Genomic DNA, 22,326 nt, shown 5'->3' with positions numbered 1-22,326 from the left:
ATTCGCAGCACAAGGCTGCTCCTACAGGGCGCGCGTTACCGTGTAGGAGCAGCCTTGTGCTGCGAAGAGGCCCGTCAGGCCGCTGGAGAGGTAGCAACCATCGACGGCCGCTGGGCCATCTCGGCATACCACTTCGCCAGCCCAGGCTGGCGCTCACGCCAACCAAATTCAGGCTGACGCAAATCCAGGTACCCCAGCGCACAGGCAACACCAATGGCAGCCAGATCAAAGCCCGAGATCAGCTCCGCCAGATGTTCCTGCTCCAGGTTGGCCAGGCTGCGGCGGATTTTGTCGCCCTGCGCCTCGAGCCAGCCATCCCAGCGCTTGTCCTCAGGCCGCAGGAAGCTCTCATAGCGGCTCGACACCGCCGCATCCATGATCGCATCAGCCTGTGACGCCAAGGTCATGCGCCGCCAGCGCGCCGAGCCTTCACGCGGCAGCAATGGCAGGCCGACGTGCTGCAGGTCGAGGTACTCGCAAATCACCCGGCTGTCGTGCAGCACCGTGCCGTCGTCCAGGCGCAGGGCCGGGATCTTGCCGATCGGGTTGCCCTGGTTGAGCTGGTCATCACCACTCACGGGACTGATGTTCACCGGCTGCAGGGTGACGCGGTCAAGCTGGCCGGTCTCGTGCAGCACCACCATGACCTTGCGCACGAAGGGCGACAGCGGCGAGTGGAACAGCGTCATCGTGGCCATGGTTCAGTTGCCCTGCAGGCTGGGTGGCAGGCACACACCGGTACCGCCAATACCGCAGTAGCCGTCCGGGTTCTTGGCCAGGTACTGCTGGTGGTAGGCCTCGGCGAAGTACACGGTCGGGGCCTGTTCGATCTCGGTGGTGATCTCACCGAAACCGGCCTTGTTCAGCTCGGCCTGGAAGGCGTCGCGGCTGGCCTTGGCTTCTTCGAGCTGCTGCGGCGAGGTGCAGTAGATGGCCGAGCGGTACTGGGTGCCGACGTCGTTGCCCTGGCGCATGCCCTGGGTTGGGTTGTGCAGTTCCCAGAACATGGCCAGCAGCTCGCGGTAGCTGACCTTGTTCTTGTCGAACACCACCAGCACCACTTCGGTGTGGCCGGTCAGGCCGGAGCAGACTTCTTCGTACGTGGGGTTGGGGGTGAAGCCGCCGGCATAGCCGACCACCGTGCTGACCACGCCTTCACGCTGCCAGAAGCGGCGCTCGGCGCCCCAGAAACAGCCCAGGCCGAAGATGGCGAAGTCGATGGCACCTTCGAAGAAGGGGCCCAGCAGGGGGGTGCCTTCGAACACATAGTGGAACTCGGGCAGCGACATTGGCGTTTCGCGGCCAGGCAGGGCCTGCTCCGCGGTTGGCATGACGTTTTTGTTCACCAGGATTTCCGAACGCAGGACCATGGCCGTTCCTCTGTATGTCAGGTAGATAGGTGCTGGGGCATTCGCGGGCAAGCCCGCTCCCACAGGTACCGCACAGGTATCAAAGGTTGTGATGACCCTGTGGGAGCGGGCTTGCCCGCGAAGGGGCCCGAATGGACTCTATAGTGCCCGAGGTTAACGCTGCTGTCAGGCCATTGGACCGCGCGGATAGCGCTTCAGTCGCTCGGCCAGTTCACGCCCCGGAATCGGCCGATCGAACAGGTACCCCTGGCCCACGTCGCACCGGTGCCGGCGCAGAAACGCCAACTGCGCCGGGGTCTCGATCCCTTCGGCGACCACCTTGAGCTTGAGGTTGTGGGCCATGGCCACCACCGCCGAGGTGATTTCCATGTCGTCCTGGTTATCCGGGATTTCGTTGATGAAGCTGCGGTCGATCTTGATGATGTCGATCGGAAACTTCTTCAAGTAGCTCAACGACGAATAGCCCGTGCCGAAATCGTCCATCGCCAGGGTCAGGCCCAGGGCCTTGAGCTCGTCGAGCTGGCGGTGGGTGTCTTCGGTCGCTTCCAGCAGAAGGCCTTCGGTCAGCTCCAGCTCCAGCAGGTGCGAGGGCAGCGCTTCTTCCTTGAGGATCGAACTGATCGAGGCTACCAGGTCCGGGTCGGAGAATTGCTTGGGCGACAGGTTGATGGCCACGTGCAAGTTGCCCAGGCCGGCCTCGCGCAGTTGCTGGCTCATGCGGCACGACTGGCGCACCACCCACTTGCCGATTGGGATGATCAGGCCGGTTTCCTCGGCCACGCTGATGAACTGGTCCGGGCGGATCATGCCGCGCTCGGGGTGGTTCCAGCGCAGCAGTGCTTCCAACCCTAGCAGGCGGCCGCTGCGCAGGCACAGCTTGGGCTGGTAGAACACTTCCAGTTCGTTCTGGGTCAGGGCGCGTCGCAGGTTGTTCTCGACGAACAGCTTGTAACTGGCCTCGGCATTGAGCACTTCGGTAAACACCTGCACCTGGTGCTTGCCGTTGGCCTTTGCCTTGTGCAGCGCCAGGCCTGCGTTTTTCATCAGGCTCGCCGGGTCGATGCCGTGCAGCGGCGCGCAGGCAAGGCCCACCGAGGCGGTGACATTGATCAGCTGGTTGTCGACGAACATTGGCTTGTCGAGGGTGTGCAGCAACTGCTGGGCGACGTCCTGGCCGTCTTCCAGGCGGGTGTCGTCGAGCAGCACAGCGAACTCGTTGCTGGCGAAACGCGCCAGGATGCCACCGGCGCTGAGGCTATTGCGCAGTCGGCGGGCCAGGCTGACCAACAGCTTGTCGCCGGTCTGGTGGCCGAGGCTGTCGTTGATGCGCTTGAAGTTGTCGATGTCCACCAGCAGCAGGCACATCGAGCTCTCGCTGTTTCGGGCAAAGCGCTCGTCGAGGCTGCGGATGAACGCCGGGCGGTTGCCCAGGTTGGTCAGGTTGTCGGTGTAGGCCAGGCGCTCGATGCGCTGTTGGGCCAGCTTGGTCTGGGTGACGTCTTCGTAGATGCCGATGTAGTGGGTCAGCTCACGGTTGTCGCCATACACCTTGGATATCGACAGTTGGCCCCAGTAGGGCTCAAGGTTTTTGCGCCGGCTCTTGAATTCACCTTGCCAGCTGTTGCCCATGGCCAGGCTCGACGGCGAATCGAACAGCAGCTCGCTGAGGTTTTCCAGGGCTGGCAGCTCGGCCAGTTGGCGGCCTTGGACTTCATCGGTGCTGTACTGGGTGATCGCCGTGAAGCTTGGGTTGACGTATTCCACCACGCCGTCGCGGTTGACCAGCAAAAAGGCACTGGCGCTTTGTTCCACGGCGCGCTGGAACAGGTGCAGGGCGCTGGCCGCAGTGCGTCGGTTGTGGTTGGTGATGACCTGGGCGAACTGGTCGGCCAGCTCACCGGCAAAGGCGATTTCATCGGACTGCCAGGCCCGCGGCTGGCCGCTCTGCTCCAGGCACAACACCCCGATTACCTGGCCATCGACGCGCACGCTGGCATCGAGCATGGCTTTGTTGTCGGGGCACAGGCTCTGGGTCAGGGCGCGGGTGCGCGGGTCGTGGTTGGCGTTGTGAGCGTCGATGGCGCGGCTGGCGTGCAGGGCGTCGAGGTAGTCGGGAAAGTGGCTGGCATCGATGGCTTCGGGCAGGCGATGCTCCTGCTCGTGGCGGTACCAGGCACTGATCGGCTCCAGGCGCTGGCCTTCCAGGTGCCAGATGCTGGCGCTGTCGACCTTGTAGATTTCGCAGGCGCTCTGGGTGATCAGCTCGGCGGCTTCGAGCAGCGAGTTCTCTGCGCTGTAACGCTGGCGGGCCAGGCGCAGGATCAGGTCTTGCTGGCCACGCACACGCTCCAGGTGTTCAAGCTGTTCTTGCTGGGCGCGCTGGTTGAGCTGCAGGGCCAGTTGCAGGCGGTTGTTGCGCGACTCCAGGTCACTGGCGTCGGGGTCGGCGGCGTCTTCGGGCGGGTCGTCGAGTACGCTCAGGTAGCCGCGCAGCAGTTGCCGGTTGTGTTGCCTGTAGGCTTCCCCGGCCTCCAGCAGGCGCAGTGACGCGCCAGGGGCATGCAAGGTGTAGCGCACGCGGTAGTAGCCACGGCGGGCAAGCTGCGACTGGATCTCGTCGTGCAGCCTGTAGCGGGCTTCGGGTTCCATCAGGCTGGCATAGGGCGAATCGACCAAGGCGCACAGCTCGCCTGCCTGCAGGCCGAACTGGCGTTCGCAGGCGGGGTCGAGGTAGAGCATGGCCCAGGTGGCTTCGTTGAGCCTTTCGAAACGCAGCATGCCGAGCCGCGAGGGCACGGGTAGCTGCGTGACGACCTCGGCCGCCACACGGCTGGCGGCATCGGGTTGGCTTTTCATCGAAGACTCGCTTGAAGAGGGAAACACGGCCTGGTCGGCGGCGTATCTGGCAAGGTTGCATCATGTCCCGAGGGCTGGCAAGCGGCCATGTGTGATGCTGTGTACGGGTTATCGGCAGAGGTACCACAAACTATAGGCGCACCCCTTGTAGGAGCAGCCTTGTGCTGCGAAGAGGCCCTGCCAGGCGCTGGAAATGTTGGCGGTGGTACCGGCCCTTTCGCAGCACAAGGCTGCTCCTACAAAAAAACCGGTGCGGTGTGAGCCGCAGGCAAAAAAAAGCCCCGCCAAATGACGGGGTTGAGGTACGAGCGTGGCAGCTCGAAAAGGGTACTGCCCCTCTTGCGAGGGGCAGCGTGCCGCCTTACAGCAGCAGGGTGCGGATATCCGCCAGCACGTCGCCCAGGCGCTTGGTGAAGCGCGCGGCGGCAGCGCCGTTGATCACACGGTGATCGTAGGACAGCGACAGCGGCAGCATCAGCTTCGGCTGGAAGGCTTTGCCATCCCAGACTGGCTGCATGGTTGCCTTCGAAACGCCCAGGATCGCCACCTCAGGCGCGTTGACGATCGGCGTGAAGCCGGTGCCGCCAATGTGGCCGAGGCTGGAGATGGTGAAGCAGGCGCCTTGCATGTCGTCGGCCGACAGCTTTTTGGTGCGCGCTTTCTCGGCCAGTGCAGCGGCTTCGGCAGCCAGTTGCAGCAGGCTCTTCTGGTCGACGTTCTTGATCACAGGGACCAGCAGGCCATCCGGGGTGTCCACGGCAAAGCCGATGTTCACGTACTTCTTGCGGATGATCGCCTTGCCGCTTGGCGCCAGCGAGCTGTTGAAATCCGGCATTTCCTTGAGCAGGAATGCGCTGGCCTTGAGCAGCAGTGGCAGCACGGTCAGCTTGACGCCAGCCTTCTCGGCCACAGCCTTCTGCGCCACGCGGAAGGCTTCCAGCTCGGTGATGTCGGCGGAGTCGAACTGAGTCACGTGCGGCACGTTCAGCCAGCTGCGGTGCAGGTTGGCGGCACCGACCTGCATCAGGCGGGTCAGGGCCACTTCTTCCACTTCACCGAACTTGCTGAAGTCCACGGCAGGGATTGGCGGGATGCCAGCGCCGCCGGTTGCGCCGGCGGCTGCCGGGGCTTCCTTGGCCTTCTGCATCATCGCTTTGACGTAAACCTGCACGTCTTCTTTCAGGATGCGGCCATGCGGGCCGGTGGCCGCGACAGCGCCCAGCTCGACACCGAATTCACGGGCCAGCTGACGAACGGCTGGGCCAGCATGAACCTTGGCGTTGTTGCCAGCAGCCGGCGCGGTAGCGACCGGAGCAGGGGCAGCAGCCGGGGCGGCAGCGGCAGGTGCGGCAGCAGGCGCAGCCTCAGCCTTGGCCGGTGCAGCAGCGGCCGGAGCCGGTGCGGCAGCCGGCGCTGCGCCAGCAACCTTCAGCTTGAAGATCAGGTCGCCAGTGCCGACTTCATCTTCCAGCTTGCACAGCACTTCTTCGACCACGCCAGCAGCAGGCGATGGGATCTCCATGGAGGCCTTGTCGGACTCCAGGGTGATCAGCGACTGGTCGGCTTCGACGGTGTCGCCGACCTTGACCAGCACTTCGATGATCTTGGCCTTGCCCGACGAGCCGATGTCCGGCACGTGGATGTCTTGCACGCTGGCGGCAGCCGGGGCTGCAGCAGGCGCAGGCGCAGCTTCGGCGGCCGGCTTTTCAGCGGCGGCCGGCGCAGCGGCAGGGGCAGGTGCGGCGGCTGGCGCCTCGGACGCCGCAGCGCCCTCGGCTTCCAGCACCAGCAGCTCGTCGCCTTCTTTCAGGCGATCGCCCAGCTTGACCTTCAGCTCTTTGATCACGCCGGCCTTAGGGGCCGGGATCTCCATGGAGGCCTTGTCGGACTCCAGGGTCAGCAGGCTCTGGTCAGCCTCGATACGGTCACCGACCTTGACGAACAGCTCGATGATTTCACCTTCACCGCTGCCGATGTCAGGTACGCGAATGAGTTCGCTCACTTAAAAATACTCCTCAGCAGTCCAGTGGGTTGCGCTTGTCCGGATCGATGCCGAACTTGACGATAGCGTCAGCCACCACTTTCGGTTCGATCTCGCCACGGTCAGCCAAGGCTTCCAGGGCAGCCAGCACCACGAAGTGGCGGTCAACTTCGAAGAAGTGACGCAGCTTCTTGCGGCTGTCGCTGCGACCGTAACCGTCGGTACCCAGGACTTTGAACTCTTTGCTCGGCACCCACTGACGAATCTGTTCGGCGAACAGCTTCATGTAGTCGGTGGAGGCGATGACCGGGCCTTTGCGACCGTTCAGGCACTCTTCGACGTAAGTCAGCTGAGGCTTCTGGCCAGGCTTGAGGCGGTTGGCGCGTTCCACGGCCAGGCCGTCGCGACGCAGTTCGTTGAAGCTGGTGACGCTCCACACGTCGGCACCGACGTTGAACTCTTCACGCAGGATCTTCGCTGCTTCGCGGACTTCGCGCAGGATGGTGCCGGAGCCCATCAGCTGAACGTGGTGCGCGGCTTCGCGGGTGTCTTCTTCGAGCAGGTACATACCCTTGATGATGCCTTCCTCAACACCGGCCGGCATGGCTGGCTGCTGGTAGGATTCGTTCATCACGGTGATGTAGTAGAAGATGTCCTGTTGCTCTTCGGTCATCTTCTTCATGCCGTCCTGGATGATCACCGCCAGCTCGTAGCCGTAGGTCGGATCGTAGGTGCGGCAGTTCGGGATGGTGCCCGCCATCATGTGGCTGTGACCGTCTTCGTGCTGCAGGCCTTCACCGTTGAGGGTGGTACGGCCGGCAGTACCGCCGATCAGGAAGCCACGGGTGCGGCTGTCGCCAGCGGCCCAGGCCAGGTCGCCGATACGCTGGAAGCCGAACATCGAGTAGAAGATGTAGAACGGCAGCATCGGCTGGTTGTGGCAGCTGTACGAGGTACCGGCAGCGATGAACGACGACATGGCGCCGGCTTCGTTGATGCCTTCCTCGAGAATCTGGCCCTTCTTGTCTTCGCGGTAGAACATCACCTGGTCTTTATCGACTGGCTCGTAGAGCTGGCCGACGGACGAGTAGATGCCCAACTGGCGGAACATGCCTTCCATACCGAAGGTACGGGCTTCGTCCGGGATGATCGGGACGATGCGCTGGCCGATTTCCTTGTCCTTGACCAGCTGCGCCAGGATGCGCACGAAGGCCATGGTGGTGGAGATTTCGCGGTCGCCCGAGCCGTCCAGGATCGCTTTCAGCGTTTCCAGGGATGGGGTCGGCACGCTGAAGCTCTTGGCGCGACGTTGCGGCACGAAGCCACCCAGGGCAGCGCGGCGCTCGGCCAGGTACTTGGCTTCGGCAGAACCTTCTTCCGGCTTGAAGAACGGCAGGTTCTCAAGGTCGGCATCCTTGACCGGGATGTCGAAGCGGTCACGGAAGTGACGCAGGCTGTCGACGTCGACCTTCTTGGTGTTGTGCGCGGTGTTCTTGGCTTCGCCTGCACCGGTGCCGTAACCCTTGATGGTCTTGGCCAGGATGACAGTCGGTTGCTCTTTGTGGTTCACCGCCTGGTGATAAGCCGCGTAGACCTTGTACGGGTCGTGGCCGCCACGGTTGAGCTTCCAGATCTCTTCGTCGGACAGGTCTTCGACCATGGCCTTGAGCTCTGGGGTGTTGAAGAAGTTCTCACGCACGTACGCGCCGTCTTTGGCTTTGTAGTTCTGGTACTCGCCGTCGATGACTTCGTCCATGCGGCGCTGCAGGGCACCGTTGGTGTCCTTGGCCAGCAGTGGGTCCCAGAAGCGGCCCCAGACGACTTTGTTGACGTTCCAGCCACCGCCACGGAACACGCCTTCGAGTTCCTGGATGATCTTGCCGTTGCCGCGAACCGGGCCGTCGAGGCGCTGCAGGTTGCAGTTGATGACGAAGATCAGGTTGTCCAGCTTCTCGCGGCCAGCCAGGGCGATTGCGCCCAGGGATTCCGGCTCGTCGCACTCGCCGTCGCCCATGAAGCACCAGACCTTCTGCTTGCCGGCCGGGATGAAGCCACGGGCTTCCAGGTACTTCATGAAGCGCGCCTGGTAGATCGCCTGGATCGGGCCCAGACCCATCGAAACGGTCGGGAACTGCCAGAAGTCAGGCATCAACCACGGGTGCGGGTACGAAGACAGGCCGTTGCCGTCCACTTCCTGACGGAAGTTGTTCATCTGGTCTTCGCTGATGCGGCCTTCCATGAAGGCACGGGCGTAAACGCCTGGCGAAGCGTGGCCCTGGAAGAACACCAGGTCGCCGCCGTGTTCTTCGGTCGGGGCCTGGAAGAAGTAGTTGAAGCCGATGTCGTACAGGGTGGCACTGGAGGCGAAGCTGGAGATGTGGCCGCCCAGGTCCGAGTCCTTCAGGTTGGTGCGCATCACCATGGCCAGCGCGTTCCAACGCACCAACGAGCGAATGCGGCGTTCCATGAACAGGTCGCCAGGCATGCGTGCTTCGTGGGTGACAGGGATGGTGTTGCGGTATGGCGTGGTGATCGCATACGGCAGCTGGGAGCCACTGCGGGTGGCCAGCTCGCCCATACGGGTCATCAGGTAATGAGCGCGGTCTTCGCCTTCTTTGTCGAGGACCGACTCCAGGGCATCCAGCCATTCCTGGGTTTCGATTGGATCGAGGTCTTGCATGGCTTGCTCCAGGGCGGAAAGGCAACCAGAATCGATTGCCTGAGTTTGCGACTGGCCTTATGGGCAGACGTCGTGAATTCTTGGATTACCGGAGTGTGATCCGGCGCCGTGTAGTTTTACTACAAATGCATTCGCATTTCATGCTTTTAGACAGTCGGGGTAGTAGTAAAACTACACAAATGCGGCTTTTGGTCGCACCCCGGCTTGTGGGGAAAAACGTTCATGTTGGTTGGCGATGTGTCGCGAACGGGTGATTCTTGATGTTTTTTGCCAGTGATTGCTTTTTTTCAGCTATTTCCAACTTTTGTATGACAGTCCAACCGTGGTCCGCCTTCCATTTGGCCGCCTTTACCCCTCTCTTTCACGCCGATCAAGGATAGTCCATGCGCCTGCCTTTGCCGCTCGATCTGCCCGCCACCCTGCAACCGCTGGTCGCTCGTAATCAGCAGTTCCTCAGCGAAGCTGTGGCTGGCCACCCCGAACTCGACCTGAACGGTTGCAGCCCGGCCCATCGGCAACAGTTCGACCAGGTTGCTGCCGCCAGCGACTTCGTCCTTGGCCTGGCCCAGCGCGAACCGGCCATGCTGCTCGCCCTGATGGCCAGTGGTGAACTGGACCGCCGCTATGCGCCCGGCGAGTTGCGCGGGCAGATCGGGGCGGTGGCCCAGGCAGCGCAAAGCGAAGACGAGCTGGCGCGTAACCTGCGGCGCGAGCGCAATCGCCAGCAGTTGCGCATCATCTGGCGCGACATTACGCGCCAGGCCGAGCTGGGCGAAACCTGCCGTGACCTGTCCGACCTTGCCGACGCCGCCATCGACGAAGCGTATCAATGGCTGTACCCGCGCCATTGCCAGCAGTTCGGCACGCCCATCGGCCACCGCAGCGGCCTGGCGCAGCACATGGTGGTGCTGGGCATGGGCAAGCTGGGGGCGGTGGAGCTGAACCTGTCGTCGGACATCGACCTGATCTTCGCCTTCCCCGAGGGCGGCGAGACTGAAGGGGTCAAGCGCTCGCTGGACAACCAGGAGTTCTTCACCCGCCTGGGCCAGCGCCTGATCAAGGCCCTGGACCCGGTCACCGTCGACGGTTTCGTGTTCCGCGTCGACATGCGCCTGCGCCCTTACGGTTCGGCCGGTTCGCTGGTGCTGAGCTTCAATGCCCTGGAGCAGTACTACCAAGACCAGGGCCGCGACTGGGAACGCTACGCCATGATCAAGGCGCGGGTGGTGGCCGGTGACCAGGCGGCAGGCGCTCAGTTGCAAGAGATGCTGCGCCCGTTCGTCTACCGCCGTTACCTGGACTTCTCGGCCATCGAAGCCCTGCGCACCATGAAGCAGCTGATCCAGCAGGAGGTGCGGCGCAAGGGCATGTCCGAGAACATCAAGCTGGGCGCTGGCGGCATCCGCGAGGTGGAGTTCATCGCCCAGGCCTTCCAGCTGATCCATGGCGGGCGAGACCTGAGCCTGCAGCAACGGCCCTTGCTCAAGGTGCTGGCGACCCTCGAAGGGCAAGGTTACCTGCCACCCGCGGTGGTGGCCGAGTTGCGCGAAGGCTACGAATTCCTGCGTTATACCGAGCACGCTATCCAGGCCATCGCCGACCGCCAGACGCAGATGCTGCCGGACAACGAAATTGACCAGGCGCGGGTCGCCTACATCCTCGGCTTCGCCGACTGGCAGGGCTTCCATGACCAATTGATGTACTGGCGCGGCCGGGTCGATTGGCACTTCCGCCAGGTGATTGCCGACCCGGATGATGAGGACGGCGAGGGCGAACTGGTGGTCGGTGGCGAATGGTCGCCGCTGTGGGAGCAGGCGCAGGATGAAGACGCCGCCTGTCGTCAGCTTGAAGAAGCCGGGTTCAAACAACCCGCCGATGCGTTGCGTCGCCTCGCCGGGTTGCGGGGCAGCCCGCAATTGCGCTCGATGCAGCGCATTGGGCGCGAACGTTTGGACGCCTTTATTCCAAGGCTCTTGGCCCAGGCCGTGGAGCACCAAGACCCTGACCTGGTGCTTGAACGCGTGCTGCCGCTGGTCGAAGCGGTTGCGCGGCGGTCGGCCTACTTGGTGCTGCTCACCGAAAACCCGGGTGCCTTGCGCCGCCTGTTGACCCTGTGCGCGGCCAGCCCTTGGATCGCCGAGCAGATTGCGCGCTACCCGTTGCTGCTCGACGAGTTGCTCAACGAGGGCCGGCTATTCAGCCCGCCATTGGCGCCGGAGCTGGCCAGCGAACTGCGCGAACGTTTGACGCGCATCCCCGAAGACGACCTGGAACAGCAGATGGAGGCGCTGCGCCACTTCAAGCTGGCCCACAGCCTGCGTGTGGCGGCCTCGGAAATCAGTGGCAACCTGCCGTTGATGAAAGTCAGCGATTACCTGACCTGGCTGGCCGAAGCCATCCTCGACCAGGTGCTGGCCCTGGCCTGGCGCCAGACCGTAGCCCGCCACGGCCAGCCCAAGCGCAGCGACGGCAGCCTGTGCGACCCGGGCTTCATCATCATTGGTTATGGCAAGGTCGGTGGGCTTGAACTGGGCCATGGCTCGGACCTGGACCTGGTGTTCATTCACGATGGCGACCCCCAGGCCGAAACCGATGGCGCCAAGCCGATCGACAGCGCGCAGTTCTTTACCCGCCTGGGCCAGCGCATCATCCACTTGCTGACCACCCAGACCAACTCTGGCCAGCTGTATGACGTGGACATGCGCCTGCGCCCGTCCGGCGCTTCGGGGCTGTTGGTGAGCTCGCTCGGTGCCTTCGAGCGCTATCAACAGAATGAGGCCTGGACCTGGGAGCACCAGGCCTTGGTGCGCGCGCGCGTGCTGGTCGGCTGCAAACAGGTGGGCGCGGCGTTCGAAGGCGTGCGCGCCAACGTCCTGGGCCAACCCCGTGACCTTGAGACGTTGCGCACCGAAGTCAGTGAGATGCGCGCCAAGATGCGCGGCAACCTCGGCACCAAGGCCACGGCTGCCGGCACCGCAGCGAATGCCTTCGAGGCCGGTGTACCCTTCGATATCAAGCAGGATGCCGGCGGTATCGTCGATATCGAATTTATGGTGCAATACGCGGCTTTGGCCTGGTCTCACGACCACCCGGCCATACTCCGATGGACCGATAACATCCGCATTCTGGAAGAGCTGGAGCAGGCAGGTTTGATGCCGGCCAGTGACGCGGTGCTGTTGCGTGAAGTGTACAAGGCGTTCCGTTCTGCCTCGCACCGCCAGGCCCTGCAGAAGCAGGCCGGGGTGATCGATGCGGCGCAGTTTGCCGATGAACGCCGCGAGGTGCGGCGGATCTGGGGCGAGCTGGGTTTGACTTGATACCGCTGGGGCCCCTGTAGGAGCGGCCTTGTGCCGCGAAGGGCTGCAAAGCAGCCCCAAAGGTCCATGCCCCACCACCGGTGTTACACTGTCCGCCACATAGCCTGAATATAAAGAGGGGAGGCCAGGCTGTACCGCAGCCTGTAGCCTCCCCGAGCGTTTCTGGACTAAGCATGAGAATACTGATCATTGGCCCCAGCTGGGTCGGCGACATGGTAATGGCGCAGACCTTGTTCCAGTGCCTGAAACAGCAGCACCCCGACTGCGTGATCGACGTGCTGGCGCCCGAATGGAGCCGGCCGATCCTCGAACGCATGCCCGAGGTGCGCCAAGCGTTGAGCTTCCCGCTCGGCCACGGTGTGCTGGAACTGGCCACCCGACGTCGCATCGGCAAGTCCCTGGCCGGCCAGTACGACCAGGCAATTCTGCTGCCCAACTCGATGAAATCGGCGTTGGTGCCGTTCTTTGCCGGTATTCCCAAACGCACCGGCTGGCGCGGCGAGATGCGCTTCGGCCTGCTCAACGACGTGCGCAAGCTGGACAAGGCACGCTACCCGTTGATGATCGAGCGCTTCATGGCCCTGGCCTACGCGCCGGGCGTCGAGCTGCCACAGCCTTACCCACGCCCCAGCCTGCAGATCGAACCGCAGAGCCGCGACGCCGCCCTGGCCAAGTTCGGCCTGGCACTCGACCGCCCGGTGTTGGCGCTGTGCCCCGGTGCCGAGTTTGGCGAGGCCAAACGCTGGCCGGCCGAGCACTACGCCGCCGTGGCCGAGGCGATGATCCGCCAGGGCTGGCAGGTGTGGTTGTTCGGTTCGAAAAGCGATCACCCCGTCGGCGAGCAGATCCGCGACCGGCTGATCCCGGGCTTGCGTGAAGAATCCTACAACTTGGCCGGCGAAACCTCGCTGGCCGAGGCCATCGACCTGATGTCCTGCGCCGATTCCGTGGTGTCCAACGACTCCGGGCTGATGCACGTGGCGGCCGCGCTGAATCGCCCGCTGGTCGCCGTGTATGGTTCGACCTCGCCGGGCTTCACGCCGCCGCTGGCCGAACAGGTGGAAGTGGTGCGCACCGGCATCGAATGCAGCCCGTGCTTCGACCGCACCTGCCGCTTCGGCCACTACAACTGCCTGCGCCTGCTCGACCCGCAGCAAGTCATCGCCGCCTTGCACAGCCTGGGCGGTCCGAACCTGATCGATACCGTGGCCGAGGTCGACTAAGTGCGGGTACTGATCATCAAGACATCGTCGCTGGGGGATGTGATCCACACCCTGCCGGCGATCACCGATGCCGCCCACGCGATACCGGGCATTCGTTTCGACTGGGTGGTGGAAGAAGGCTTTGCCGAGATCCCCAGCTGGCACCCGGCGGTCGACCAGGTGATCCCGGTGGCGATCCGTCGCTGGCGCAAGAACATCTGGCAGACCCTCAAGAGCGGCGAGTGGAAAGCGTTCAAGCAGCGCGTTCGCGCGCGCAAGTACGACCTGGTGATCGATGCCCAGGGCCTGGTCAAGTCGGCCTGGCTGACCCGCTACGTCAAGGCACCGGTGGCCGGGTTGGACCGCTACTCGGCGCGCGAAGGCCTGGCCAGCCGTTTTTATGACCGGCGCCTGTCGGTCGCCACGGGCCAGCACGCGGTCGAGCGTGTGCGCCAGCTGTTCGCCCTGGCCCTGGCCTACGACTTGCCGGAAGGCATCGGCAACTACGGCCTGGACCTCGATCGCCTGCAATTGCCGCCCGCCGCGCCCTACGTGGTGTTCCTGCACGGCACCACCTGGGCCACCAAGCATTGGCCCGAGGCTTACTGGCGCGAGCTGGCCGAGCGCATGGGCCGGCGCAAGCTGCAAGTGCGCCTGCCGTGGGGCAACCCGGCCGAGAAGGCACGCGCCGAACGTATCGCCCAGGGCTTGAATAACTGCCAGGTACTGCCCAAGTTGAACCTTGTCGGCGTCGCCCGCGTGCTGGCGGCGGCCAAGGCCTGCGTGGCGGTGGACACCGGCCTGGGCCATTTGGCTGCGGCGCTGGATGTGCCGACCATTTCACTGTTCGGCCCGACCAACCCGGGCCTGACCGGCGCCTATGGCCGCGCCCAGGTTCACCAGGCCAGCGATTTCCCCTGTGCGCCGTGCCTGCAGAAAAAGTGCACCTACAAGCCGAGCGCCGATGACCTGCGCCGGTTCGATCTCAAACGCGAGTGGCCGCTGTGCTTCACTCGCCTGAATCCCGAGCATGTGGCGAGCCGCTTGAGCGCGCTGCTGCTGGCTGAGGATGTTCGTTGATGCAACTGGCTTTCGTGCTTTACAAATATTTCCCCTTCGGCGGGCTGCAGCGCGATTTCATGCGCATTGCCCTGGAATGCCAGAAGCGGGGCCACCAGATCCGTGTGTACACGCTGATCTGGGAAGGTGACATTCCGCCTGGCTTCGAAGTGCTGGTGGCGCCGGTCAAGGCGCTGTTCAACCACCGCCGCAACGAGAAGCTCAGCGCCTGGATGGAAGCCGACCTGGCCAAGCGCCCGGTCGACCGCCTGATTGGCTTCAACAAGATGCCGGGGCTGGACGTGTACTACGCCGCCGACGGCTGCTTCGAGGACAAGGCCCAGACCCTGCGTGGTGGCCTCTACAAGCGCTGGGGCCGCTACCGGCACTTTGCCGAGTACGAGCGGGCGGTGTTCGCCAAAGACTCGAAAACCGAGGTGCTGATGATCTCGGAGGTGCAGCAGCCGCTGTTCGTCAAACACTACGGCACCCCGGCTGAACGCTTCCACCTGCTGCCGCCGGGCATTTCCCAGGACCGTCGGGCACCGGCCAACGCCGCCGAGATCCGCGCCGAGTTCCGCCAGGAATTCAACCTGGGCGACGATGACCTGCTGCTGGTGCAGATCGGTTCGGGCTTCAAGACCAAGGGCGTCGACCGCAGCCTCAAGGCCTTGGCCGCGCTGCCGTCGGCCTTGCGCAAGCGCACCCGGTTGATGGTCATCGGCCAGGACGACCCCAAGGTCTTCCAGTTGCAGAGCGCCACCCTCGGCCTGGGCGACCAGGTGCAGTTCCTCAAGGGGCGTAGCGATATCCCGCGCTTCCTGCTGGGCGCTGACCTGCTGATCCACCCGGCCTACAACGAAAACACCGGCACCGTGCTGCTCGAAGCGCTGGTGGCAGGCCTGCCGGTGCTGGTCTCCAAGGTGTGTGGCTATGCCCATTACATCGCCGAAGCCGACAGCGGCCTGGTGCTGGACGAGCCGTTCGAACAGGAACAGCTCAACGGCTACCTGCAACGCATGCTCGAAGACCCGCAGGCCCGTGCCGACTGGTCGCGCAACGGCCTGGCCTTTGCCGATACGGCCGACCTGTACAGCATGCCGCAGCATGCTGCTGATGTGATCCTGGGGCAGGAGACCGCATGAAGCTGATACTGGCCGAACCCTTCAAGCGCTTGTGGGCCGGGCGTGATGCCTTCGAGGCCGTGGAAGCGCTGCAAGGCGAGGTGTACCGCGAGCTGGAAGGGCGCCGCACGCTGCGCACCGTCGTCGAGGGCGAGGGGTTTTTCGTCAAGATCCACCGCGGCATCGGCTGGGGTGAGATCTTCAAGAACTTGTTCAGCGCCAAGCTGCCGGTGCTCGGTGCCGGCCAGGAATGGCGAGCCATCCAGCGCCTGCACGAGGTCGGCGTGCCGACCATGACCGCCGTCGCCTATGGCGAGCGCGGCAGCAACCCGGCCACTCAGCATTCGTTCATCGTGACCGAAGAACTGGCGCCGACCATCAGCCTGGAAGACTTCAGTATCGACTGGGTCAAGCAGCCGCCCGCGCCACGCCTCAAGCGTGCGCTGATCGCCGAAGTGGCGAAGATGACTGGCGGCATGCACCGCGCCGGGGTCAACCACCGCGACTGCTACATCTGCCACTTCCTGCTGCACACCGATCGCCCGGTGACGCCAGAAGACTTCAAACTGTCGGTCATCGACCTGCACCGTGCCCAGACCCGGGCGACAATCAGCCGCCGCTGGCGTGACAAAGACCTGGCCGCGCTGTACTTCTCGGCGCTGGACATCGGCCTGACCCGGCGCGACAAGCTGCGCTTTTTGCGTGGCTACTTCCAGCGCCCGCTGCGCCAAGTGCTTGCCGACGAGGCCGCGCTGCTCGCCTGGCTCGAACGCAAGGCGCAGAAACTCTATGACCGCAAACAACGCTATGGGGATGCACTCTGATGGCGGGTTGGACACTGGCGCCAGGCTACGAACACCTGGCGGCGGATTTCGGCAGCCTTGACGCAGTCTTCGCCCTGCAGGGCGAACGCCTGACCCGCGACCCGCTCAGCGAAGTGGTGCGCATCGAGCGCGAGGGCGTCAATTACTACGTCAAGCGTTACACCGGGGCGGGCAAGCACATGCGCCGCTACCTCGGCCGGCCGCGCATCAAGGCCGAATGGCAAAACCTCAAGCAGTTCGCCAAGTGGGGCATTCCCACCGCCGAAGTGGTCGCCTGGGGCCTGGAGCGCAAGGGCCTGGCGTTTGGCCGCGGGGCGATGATCACCCGCGAGCTGCCGCGCACCGAAGACCTGTCGGCCTTGGCCGAACGCAAAGACCCGCGCCTGGCAGACCCCGCCTGGGTCGACCACGTCAGCCGCCAGTTGGCGCGCCACACCCGGGTCATGCACGAGCACCGTTTTGCCCACAACGACTTGAAGTGGCGCAACCTGCTGGTCGACGACCAGGGCACGCTGTTCTTCATCGACTGCCCGACCGGCGACTTCTGGCGCGGCTTCATGTGGCGGCACCGGATGATCAAAGACCTGGCGTGCCTGGACAAGGTCGCCAAATACCACCTGTCGGCGACCCAGCGCCTGCGTTTCTACCTGCAATACCGTGGTCGCGACAGGCTCAACGCCCGCGACAAGCAGCGGATTCGCCAAGTGCTGAGCTTTTTCGAGGGAAGGGAATGACCGATTACCTGGCCAGCGCGGACCTCGCGCTGCTCAAACGCCACGGCTTGAACGATTTCGACGCGCTGTGGGCGCTGCAGCTCGATGCCGTGGACGAGCCCAACACCGGGCGTGGGGGCTGGAGCAGCGTGTTCCGCCTGGAACTCGAAGGCAAGGGCTACTACCTCAAGCGCCAGAGCGACTACCTCACCCGTACCTTGCACCGGCCATTCGGCGAGCCAACCTTCGCCCGCGAATTCCGCAACATCAGCCGCTACCAGAAGCTGCACATTCCGGCCTTGCAAGCGGTGTTCTATGGCGAGCGCAAGCAGGCCGGCGAGCACCGGGCGATCCTCATGACCCGTGCCCTGGACGAGTGGGCCGACCTGGACAGCCTGCTGGCTCAGTGGCCGCAGTTGGGCGATGCCGAACGCAACGGCATCCTCGAGGCCTGCGGCCAGTTGGCGCGCACGCTGCACAGTGCTGGCCAGGTGCACGGCTGCTTCTACCCCAAGCACATCTTCCTGCGCCAACGCCGCGAAGGCTGGGATGCCCAACTGATCGACCTGGAAAAAACCCGGCCCCTGCTGTTCGGCATGCGTGACCGGCTCAAGGACCTGGAGCCCCTGTTGCGCCGTGCCCGGGCCTGGAGCGAGGCGGATGTGCGTCACCTGCTGGCAGCCTACCTGGTGCAGCCGGCGGACAGCACGCTGGTCGGCACCTGGCTGCAACGCCTGACGCAACGCCGTCGTGAAAAAGAGGCCCGCTGATGCGTTTGTCTGAACTGAAAGAGGCCGGGCGCGCCCCGGCATTGCCCCTTAACGTGAGCCTGGCCGATGCCGCCGGCAGCGCCGAGCTGCAACTGCTGAGCCTGCTGCGCGTGCTGCCCGGCCAGCGCTATGTGGGTGCTGGTGTTTGGCGTGGCACGCCGGTGTTGGCCAAGCTGCTGGTGGGCAGCAATGCTGCCCGGCACTTCCAGCGCGAGCTGCAAGGCGTCAAGTGGCTGGCCGAGCAGGGCCTGACCACGCCCAAACTGCTGGCCGATGGTTTGAAGGAAGGCGAGGGCGGCTGGCTGCTGTTCGCGTTTCTGGATGGCGCCGAAAGCCTGGCCGATGCCTGGGCCGCCGTGGAGCACCTGCCGGTACTGGCAGACGAGCAACACGCGGTGTTGGGTGAGGCGCTGACGGCGGTGGCGCAGATGCACGCCAAGGGCTTGTGGCAGGAAGACCTGCACCTGGACAACCTGCTGCGCCATGGCGGCAAGCTGTACCTGATCGACGGCGCGGGCATCAAGGCCGAGACCCCGGGCCAGCAGTTGTCGCGCCCGCGTGTGCTGGAAAACCTCGGGGTGTTCTTCGCCCAATTGCCCAAGCGCCTGGAGCCGTTCATCGAAGAGCTGCTGGTGCATTACCTGTTGGCCAATGCCGAGCACGCGCTGCCACTCGAAGCGCTGCAGAAGCAGGTGGACAAGGTGCGCAACTGGCGCCAGAAGGACTACCTGGAAAAGGCCGGCCGCGAGTGCTCGCTGTTCAGCGTCGAGCGTAGCCTTTCGGGCCTGCGGGCGATTCGCCGCGCTGAGGTGCAGGCCATGCTGCCGGTGCTGGAACACGCTGATGAGTTGATCGACAAGGGCCACTTGTACAAGACCGGTGGCGCCGCCAGTGTGGCCCGCATCGAGGTCGATGGCCGCCAACTGGTGCTCAAACGCTACAACATCAAGAACACTGCGCACTGGTTCAAGCGCTTCTGGCGCCCGAGCCGGGCCTGGCACTCGTGGATCGAAGGCCACCGCCTGGAATTTCTCGACATCGCCACGCCACGCCCTCTGGCAGTGCTAGAGGAGCGTGTCATGGGCCTGCGCAGCCGTGCCTACCTGGTCACCGACTATGTCGATGGCCCGGACCTGACCGCGTGCTTCGCGCCCTATGTGGAAAACGGCGAGGCACCTGAAGAGCAGGTCGATGCGCTGGTGAAGGTCATGCAGCAACTGATCCGCGAGCGCATCAGCCATGGCGACTTCAAGGGCCACAACCTGTTCTGGGATAACGGCCAGTGGTCGCTGATCGACCTCGATGCCATGTGCCAGCATGCCACCCAGCTCAGCTTCGCCCCAGCCTATGCCCGTGACCGGGCAAGGCTGCTGCGCAACTGGCCACGTGACAGTGCCTTGCATCAGCGGCTGGACCGGTTGCTGCCGCGGTTGTCCGAGTAAGCTGCCGGCAGCGCCAGCCAGTTGCTGCTGCGGCCGGTCTGGCGCACGCGGATGCGCCATTGCGCATCCTGCCAGCGCAGCACTGCCCACGCGGGCACCGTGCCGCGCAGCGTCTCAGGCAATACCAGGTGGTAGTGAGCGGCGAGCAGATGGCGGCGCACAGGTAACTGGTGGCTGCCCAGTTGCAGGTACAGCGTGGTGTTGTCCTGAAACAGCTGGGCATCGTCTTCGGTCGCGGTGCCGTGTAACGAGGTGGTCAGGCGGCAGTCGTCCAACAGTTGCTGGATATTCGGCAACCCGTCGTACCAGAGCACTGGGGAGTCGACCACCCAACTGCCATCCAGGCAGCGCTTGATCGGCAGCTTCAGGTAGGTGTTCGGCTGGTTCGGGTCGGTGGCGCGCCAGCGTGTGCCGTCGAAGCTGACATTGAAGTAGCGGCCCAGGTTATCCCTCACGTAGTACTGCGACAGGCCGGGGCTCGCCGACTGCTGTTCGTACACGGCCTCGCCGTGCAGTGCATCGATGCGGTAGCGCAGCCTGGCCACGTCAGGGGTTGCTTCGTAATGCTTGGGCAGCGGCACCGGTGGCGGTTTGGGCAGGCCGCGCATCACCCGGCGCATCAGCCCAGAGCCTGCCATGTCGTTGAGCCCCGCCGCGGCGTGGCCGAGTGCGGCGACTGCGTGATGGAGCGCGCCACTGTGGTCGTCCCTGTCGAGCGCTTCGAAACCGTCCCAGATGGAAATGCCCATGCGCCCGAATGCCAATGCGGTCGAGCCCGCCTGCGGCAACACCAGGGTGAGGATATCCAGCACCAGCCTGAGCACATTGACCGAGAACTCTCCCAGCAGCTCCTCGTTGCTGCGCGTCACGGCATCGGCCTGGGCCATCAGGGTACTGACCTCGGCGCGGTAGAGGGCGTCGTACAGGTTGCCGGTGATGGTCTGCAAACTGATATGCGAGCCCAGGCGCCCACGCACCAGTAGTGCTTCCAGGGCTTTGCCATTGCCTAACGGCAGGCGCTGCAACACATAGCGGCGCAACTGCGCATCGCTGCGCACGGCGCGAATCAATGCTCGAGCGTTGTCGTATTCACGCCAGGGGCGGCGGTCTGGCGCGTCGGGGCTGTAGACCACGATGCGATAAGAGTGCTCCGGCGAGACCAGTAGCACGACACCTTGCAGGGTTTGCCCCTGTATCAGCATCTGTCGGGCGATCACCTGTTGTTCATTGCGGTGCGGGCGGGTATGGCTGTCAGGTGAGTGAATAACGCAGTCGGCCCAACCATAACCCTGCTCGATCATGCTCGGCTGGAAATGCCCAGCGTAACGCGCCTTGACCGCTTCTGCGTACATGCGCGTGCGGCTCAGTTGCCCGTAGGCCTGCTGCCGCCAGCGGCCATGGGGCGAGTCGAGCAGTTGGGTGCGCAGATAGGCCTGGTAGCCGCTGCCGGCATTCAGGCGCCGTACGATTTGCTTGACCCGCAGTGGCGTCAGGGCCGGCAGCGGCTGATCGGCGTCAAGGTGCACGCGGGCGGTCAGCCAGTAATCGACGTCGAACCAGGCAATATTAAGCAGTGCCAGTTCATCGAGCCGATAGCTGTGGTTGACCAGTTCAATCGTCCCGCCGGCATGCGGGCGGCTGGCCACGGGGATGTAGGCGCTGGTGTCGAGCGGGTTGCTGACGGGGCCGACCTGGCGCGCCAGGGTTACGCTAATCGAGATCTGCTCTGGTGCGGTGTCGATGCCCGGGTCTTGCTGCAGAAACTCGCGCAGCCGCTGACGCACCCAGGCCAGCAGGGTGTGCCGTTGGTTGAACTGCTCCAACGTGAGGATGCCTGGCGCGGCTGCGACCGTGATGGCCGCCACCTGCTCTTGCATGGCTTGCATGATGTGGGCAACGCCTTGCTGCGGGGTCGAGCGCAACCAGTCGGGCATGTGCTTTTCCAGCAACAGGCCATAGCGGGTGGCTACCGGACCTTGGCTGCCGAGCTCGCGGTGCAGGTCCAGTGCGTTGCTCAGTTGGGCGTCGAGGTGTTCGATATTGCGTTGCAGGCCCTGGGCCCAGGCGGCTTGCCACGCGGCGGTCAGGCGCTTGCCATGGGCCTCGCGAATGGCCAGGGCCTGCGCCTCGGCGAGGTCCTCGCTGAACCAGTCGTAGCGCAGGCGTTCGGCCCGGTGGGCACGTTGGCGGTCTGCGCTCACCACTAGCAGTCGGGTCAGCGGTTCGCTCTGCACCGGGTCTTCGAGGCGCTCGCATAATTCCACGTGCAAGGCGGCCAGGCTGTCGAACGCTTCGATGCCATGCACGATGCTGCACAACAGCACCCGCCCGACCGGTTCCTGTGCGTCGAGCAAGCGGCCCACCGGGCCGTTCTCGGTGAGGATCAGCACGCCTGGCAAGTGGCTGCGCCAGTTGGGCGCCGAGCCCGACAGCAACGGGCGGTACAGCTGCGGGCGGCTGGCGGCGGGCAGGTGCTGGCGTTGCCAGGGCTGTGGGTATTCAAGGCAAGTGGTCAGCAACCGGGCGTGCTCCACAGACAAGGTGTGGTCGTGGCTGCGCAAGCGCATCTCGGTGAACAGTTGATCGCGGCGCAGGGTGGCCAGGCGTGCTTGCCGGCTCAGTCCATTTTCGTCACGCGCCAGCCAATAGCTGGCCAGGTGCGCATGCAAGCTTTGGCGAAGCGTCGCGCAGCAGCGTTCGATGTGGGCGTTGAAGTCGCTTGGTAGGTTGAGCGGGCGGTCGTCGTGTCGGGCTTGCGCACCGGCCGGTGGCTTGAAGGCGCCGCCGTCGAACAGGTGGAAGCCGACCAGGTCCAGCAGGCGGAAGCGCCCGAAGTACAAGGTCCGGGCGGTGATCGCTGGGTTGGGGAACAGGGTGCTCAGGGCTTGGTCGAGGCTGTGTTCCACACCCGGCAAGGGGGGCAGTAGTGAGTCGAGTTGGCTGTCCAGCGACTGGAGGCGCAGCAGCGGTGTCATGGCCTATCTCCTG

At 64.3% G+C, this 22,326-nt stretch carries 14 protein-coding genes; 8 read left to right on the top strand and 6 right to left on the bottom strand.

Going from position 1 to position 22,326, the window contains the following annotated elements:
* Window positions 1–74: 74 nt before the first annotated feature.
* The 5 genes from AC5PZ0_RS21575 to aceE form a co-directional block, all read right to left on the bottom strand.
* A complete protein-coding gene (locus AC5PZ0_RS21575) occupies window positions 75–698 on the bottom strand; it encodes a glutathione S-transferase (protein ID WP_493855710.1) in 624 nt (207 codons plus the stop codon).
* A 3-nt stretch (window positions 699–701) separates the two neighbouring features.
* Window positions 702–1,370, bottom strand: coding sequence for a peptide-methionine (S)-S-oxide reductase MsrA (msrA, locus tag AC5PZ0_RS21570; RefSeq protein WP_493855709.1), 669 nt, complete (start codon window positions 1,368–1,370; stop codon window positions 702–704).
* 165 nt (window positions 1,371–1,535) lie between these two features.
* Window positions 1,536–4,226 (bottom strand): putative bifunctional diguanylate cyclase/phosphodiesterase, encoded by a 2,691-nt coding sequence (locus AC5PZ0_RS21565; RefSeq protein ID WP_493855708.1) that lies wholly within the window; start codon window positions 4,224–4,226, stop codon window positions 1,536–1,538.
* 361 nt (window positions 4,227–4,587) lie between these two features.
* Window positions 4,588–6,228, bottom strand: a complete 1,641-nt coding sequence (gene aceF / locus AC5PZ0_RS21560) for a dihydrolipoyllysine-residue acetyltransferase (RefSeq protein ID WP_085274043.1) — start codon at window positions 6,226–6,228, stop codon at window positions 4,588–4,590.
* A 13-nt stretch (window positions 6,229–6,241) separates the two neighbouring features.
* Entirely contained in the window at window positions 6,242–8,887 is a 2,646-nt protein-coding gene (aceE, locus tag AC5PZ0_RS21555) for a pyruvate dehydrogenase (acetyl-transferring), homodimeric type (protein ID WP_027594324.1), read from the bottom strand.
* 383 nt (window positions 8,888–9,270) lie between these two features.
* On the opposite strand from aceE, the gene glnE reads away from it, so the two are divergent.
* From glnE to AC5PZ0_RS21515, 8 genes are all read left to right on the top strand, one after another.
* Window positions 9,271–12,204, top strand: coding sequence for a bifunctional [glutamate--ammonia ligase]-adenylyl-L-tyrosine phosphorylase/[glutamate--ammonia-ligase] adenylyltransferase (glnE, locus tag AC5PZ0_RS21550; protein WP_186681280.1), 2,934 nt, complete (start codon window positions 9,271–9,273; stop codon window positions 12,202–12,204).
* A gap of 173 nt (window positions 12,205–12,377) precedes the next feature.
* A complete protein-coding gene (gene waaF / locus AC5PZ0_RS21545) occupies window positions 12,378–13,427 on the top strand; it encodes a lipopolysaccharide heptosyltransferase II (protein WP_099428136.1) in 1,050 nt (349 codons plus the stop codon).
* Complete coding sequence (gene waaC, locus AC5PZ0_RS21540; protein WP_027594327.1) at window positions 13,428–14,486, top strand: lipopolysaccharide heptosyltransferase I; 1,059 nt, start codon at window positions 13,428–13,430, stop codon at window positions 14,484–14,486. It abuts the gene before it with no gap.
* On the top strand, window positions 14,486–15,610 hold the full coding sequence (locus tag AC5PZ0_RS21535) for a glycosyltransferase family 4 protein (RefSeq protein ID WP_099428137.1): 1,125 nt from the start codon (window positions 14,486–14,488) through the stop codon (window positions 15,608–15,610). The genes waaC and AC5PZ0_RS21535 overlap by 1 nt, the downstream gene beginning before the upstream one ends.
* Window positions 15,607–16,413, top strand: a complete 807-nt coding sequence (rfaP, locus tag AC5PZ0_RS21530) for a lipopolysaccharide core heptose(I) kinase RfaP (RefSeq protein ID WP_085274046.1) — start codon at window positions 15,607–15,609, stop codon at window positions 16,411–16,413. The genes AC5PZ0_RS21535 and rfaP overlap by 4 nt, the downstream gene beginning before the upstream one ends.
* Entirely contained in the window at window positions 16,413–17,147 is a 735-nt protein-coding gene (locus AC5PZ0_RS21525; RefSeq protein ID WP_027594330.1) for a lipopolysaccharide kinase InaA family protein, read from the top strand. Before rfaP ends, AC5PZ0_RS21525 begins: the two co-directional genes overlap by 1 nt.
* Complete coding sequence (locus tag AC5PZ0_RS21520; RefSeq protein ID WP_085274048.1) at window positions 17,144–17,896, top strand: lipopolysaccharide kinase InaA family protein; 753 nt, start codon at window positions 17,144–17,146, stop codon at window positions 17,894–17,896. The genes AC5PZ0_RS21525 and AC5PZ0_RS21520 overlap by 4 nt, the downstream gene beginning before the upstream one ends.
* Window positions 17,896–19,338, top strand: coding sequence for a lipopolysaccharide kinase InaA family protein (locus AC5PZ0_RS21515; RefSeq protein ID WP_027594332.1), 1,443 nt, complete (start codon window positions 17,896–17,898; stop codon window positions 19,336–19,338). The genes AC5PZ0_RS21520 and AC5PZ0_RS21515 overlap by 1 nt, the downstream gene beginning before the upstream one ends.
* Here AC5PZ0_RS21515 and AC5PZ0_RS21510 read toward each other — a convergent pair.
* Complete coding sequence (locus AC5PZ0_RS21510; RefSeq protein WP_493855707.1) at window positions 19,299–22,313, bottom strand: dermonecrotic toxin domain-containing protein; 3,015 nt, start codon at window positions 22,311–22,313, stop codon at window positions 19,299–19,301. The genes AC5PZ0_RS21515 and AC5PZ0_RS21510 overlap by 40 nt on opposite strands.
* Between the last annotated feature and the right edge of the window lie 13 nt (window positions 22,314–22,326).

This window comes from Pseudomonas sp. 5.2 (assembly GCF_059025405.1).
Note: the sequence above shows the minus strand (reverse complement) of the source record. Positions and strands in the feature narration are given on the sequence as shown.

Bases quoted from the DNA above. Each gene is read 5' to 3' on its own strand.
- AC5PZ0_RS21510 (WP_493855707.1), bottom strand. From the start codon at position 22,313: ATGACACCGCTGCTGCGCCTCCAGTCGCTGGACAGCCAACTCGACTCA.
- msrA (WP_493855709.1), bottom strand. From the start codon at position 1,370: ATGGTCCTGCGTTCGGAAATCCTGGTGAACAAAAACGTCATGCCAACC.
- AC5PZ0_RS21515 (WP_027594332.1), top strand. From the start codon at position 17,896: ATGCGTTTGTCTGAACTGAAAGAGGCCGGGCGCGCCCCGGCATTGCCC.
- AC5PZ0_RS21565 (WP_493855708.1), bottom strand. From the start codon at position 4,226: ATGAAAAGCCAACCCGATGCCGCCAGCCGTGTGGCGGCCGAGGTCGTC.
- AC5PZ0_RS21535 (WP_099428137.1), top strand. From the start codon at position 14,486: ATGCAACTGGCTTTCGTGCTTTACAAATATTTCCCCTTCGGCGGGCTG.
- AC5PZ0_RS21575 (WP_493855710.1), bottom strand. From the start codon at position 698: ATGGCCACGATGACGCTGTTCCACTCGCCGCTGTCGCCCTTCGTGCGC.
- AC5PZ0_RS21525 (WP_027594330.1), top strand. From the start codon at position 16,413: ATGGCGGGTTGGACACTGGCGCCAGGCTACGAACACCTGGCGGCGGAT.
- glnE (WP_186681280.1), top strand. From the start codon at position 9,271: ATGCGCCTGCCTTTGCCGCTCGATCTGCCCGCCACCCTGCAACCGCTG.
- waaF (WP_099428136.1), top strand. From the start codon at position 12,378: ATGAGAATACTGATCATTGGCCCCAGCTGGGTCGGCGACATGGTAATG.
- AC5PZ0_RS21520 (WP_085274048.1), top strand. From the start codon at position 17,144: ATGACCGATTACCTGGCCAGCGCGGACCTCGCGCTGCTCAAACGCCAC.
- rfaP (WP_085274046.1), top strand. From the start codon at position 15,607: ATGAAGCTGATACTGGCCGAACCCTTCAAGCGCTTGTGGGCCGGGCGT.
- aceE (WP_027594324.1), bottom strand. From the start codon at position 8,887: ATGCAAGACCTCGATCCAATCGAAACCCAGGAATGGCTGGATGCCCTG.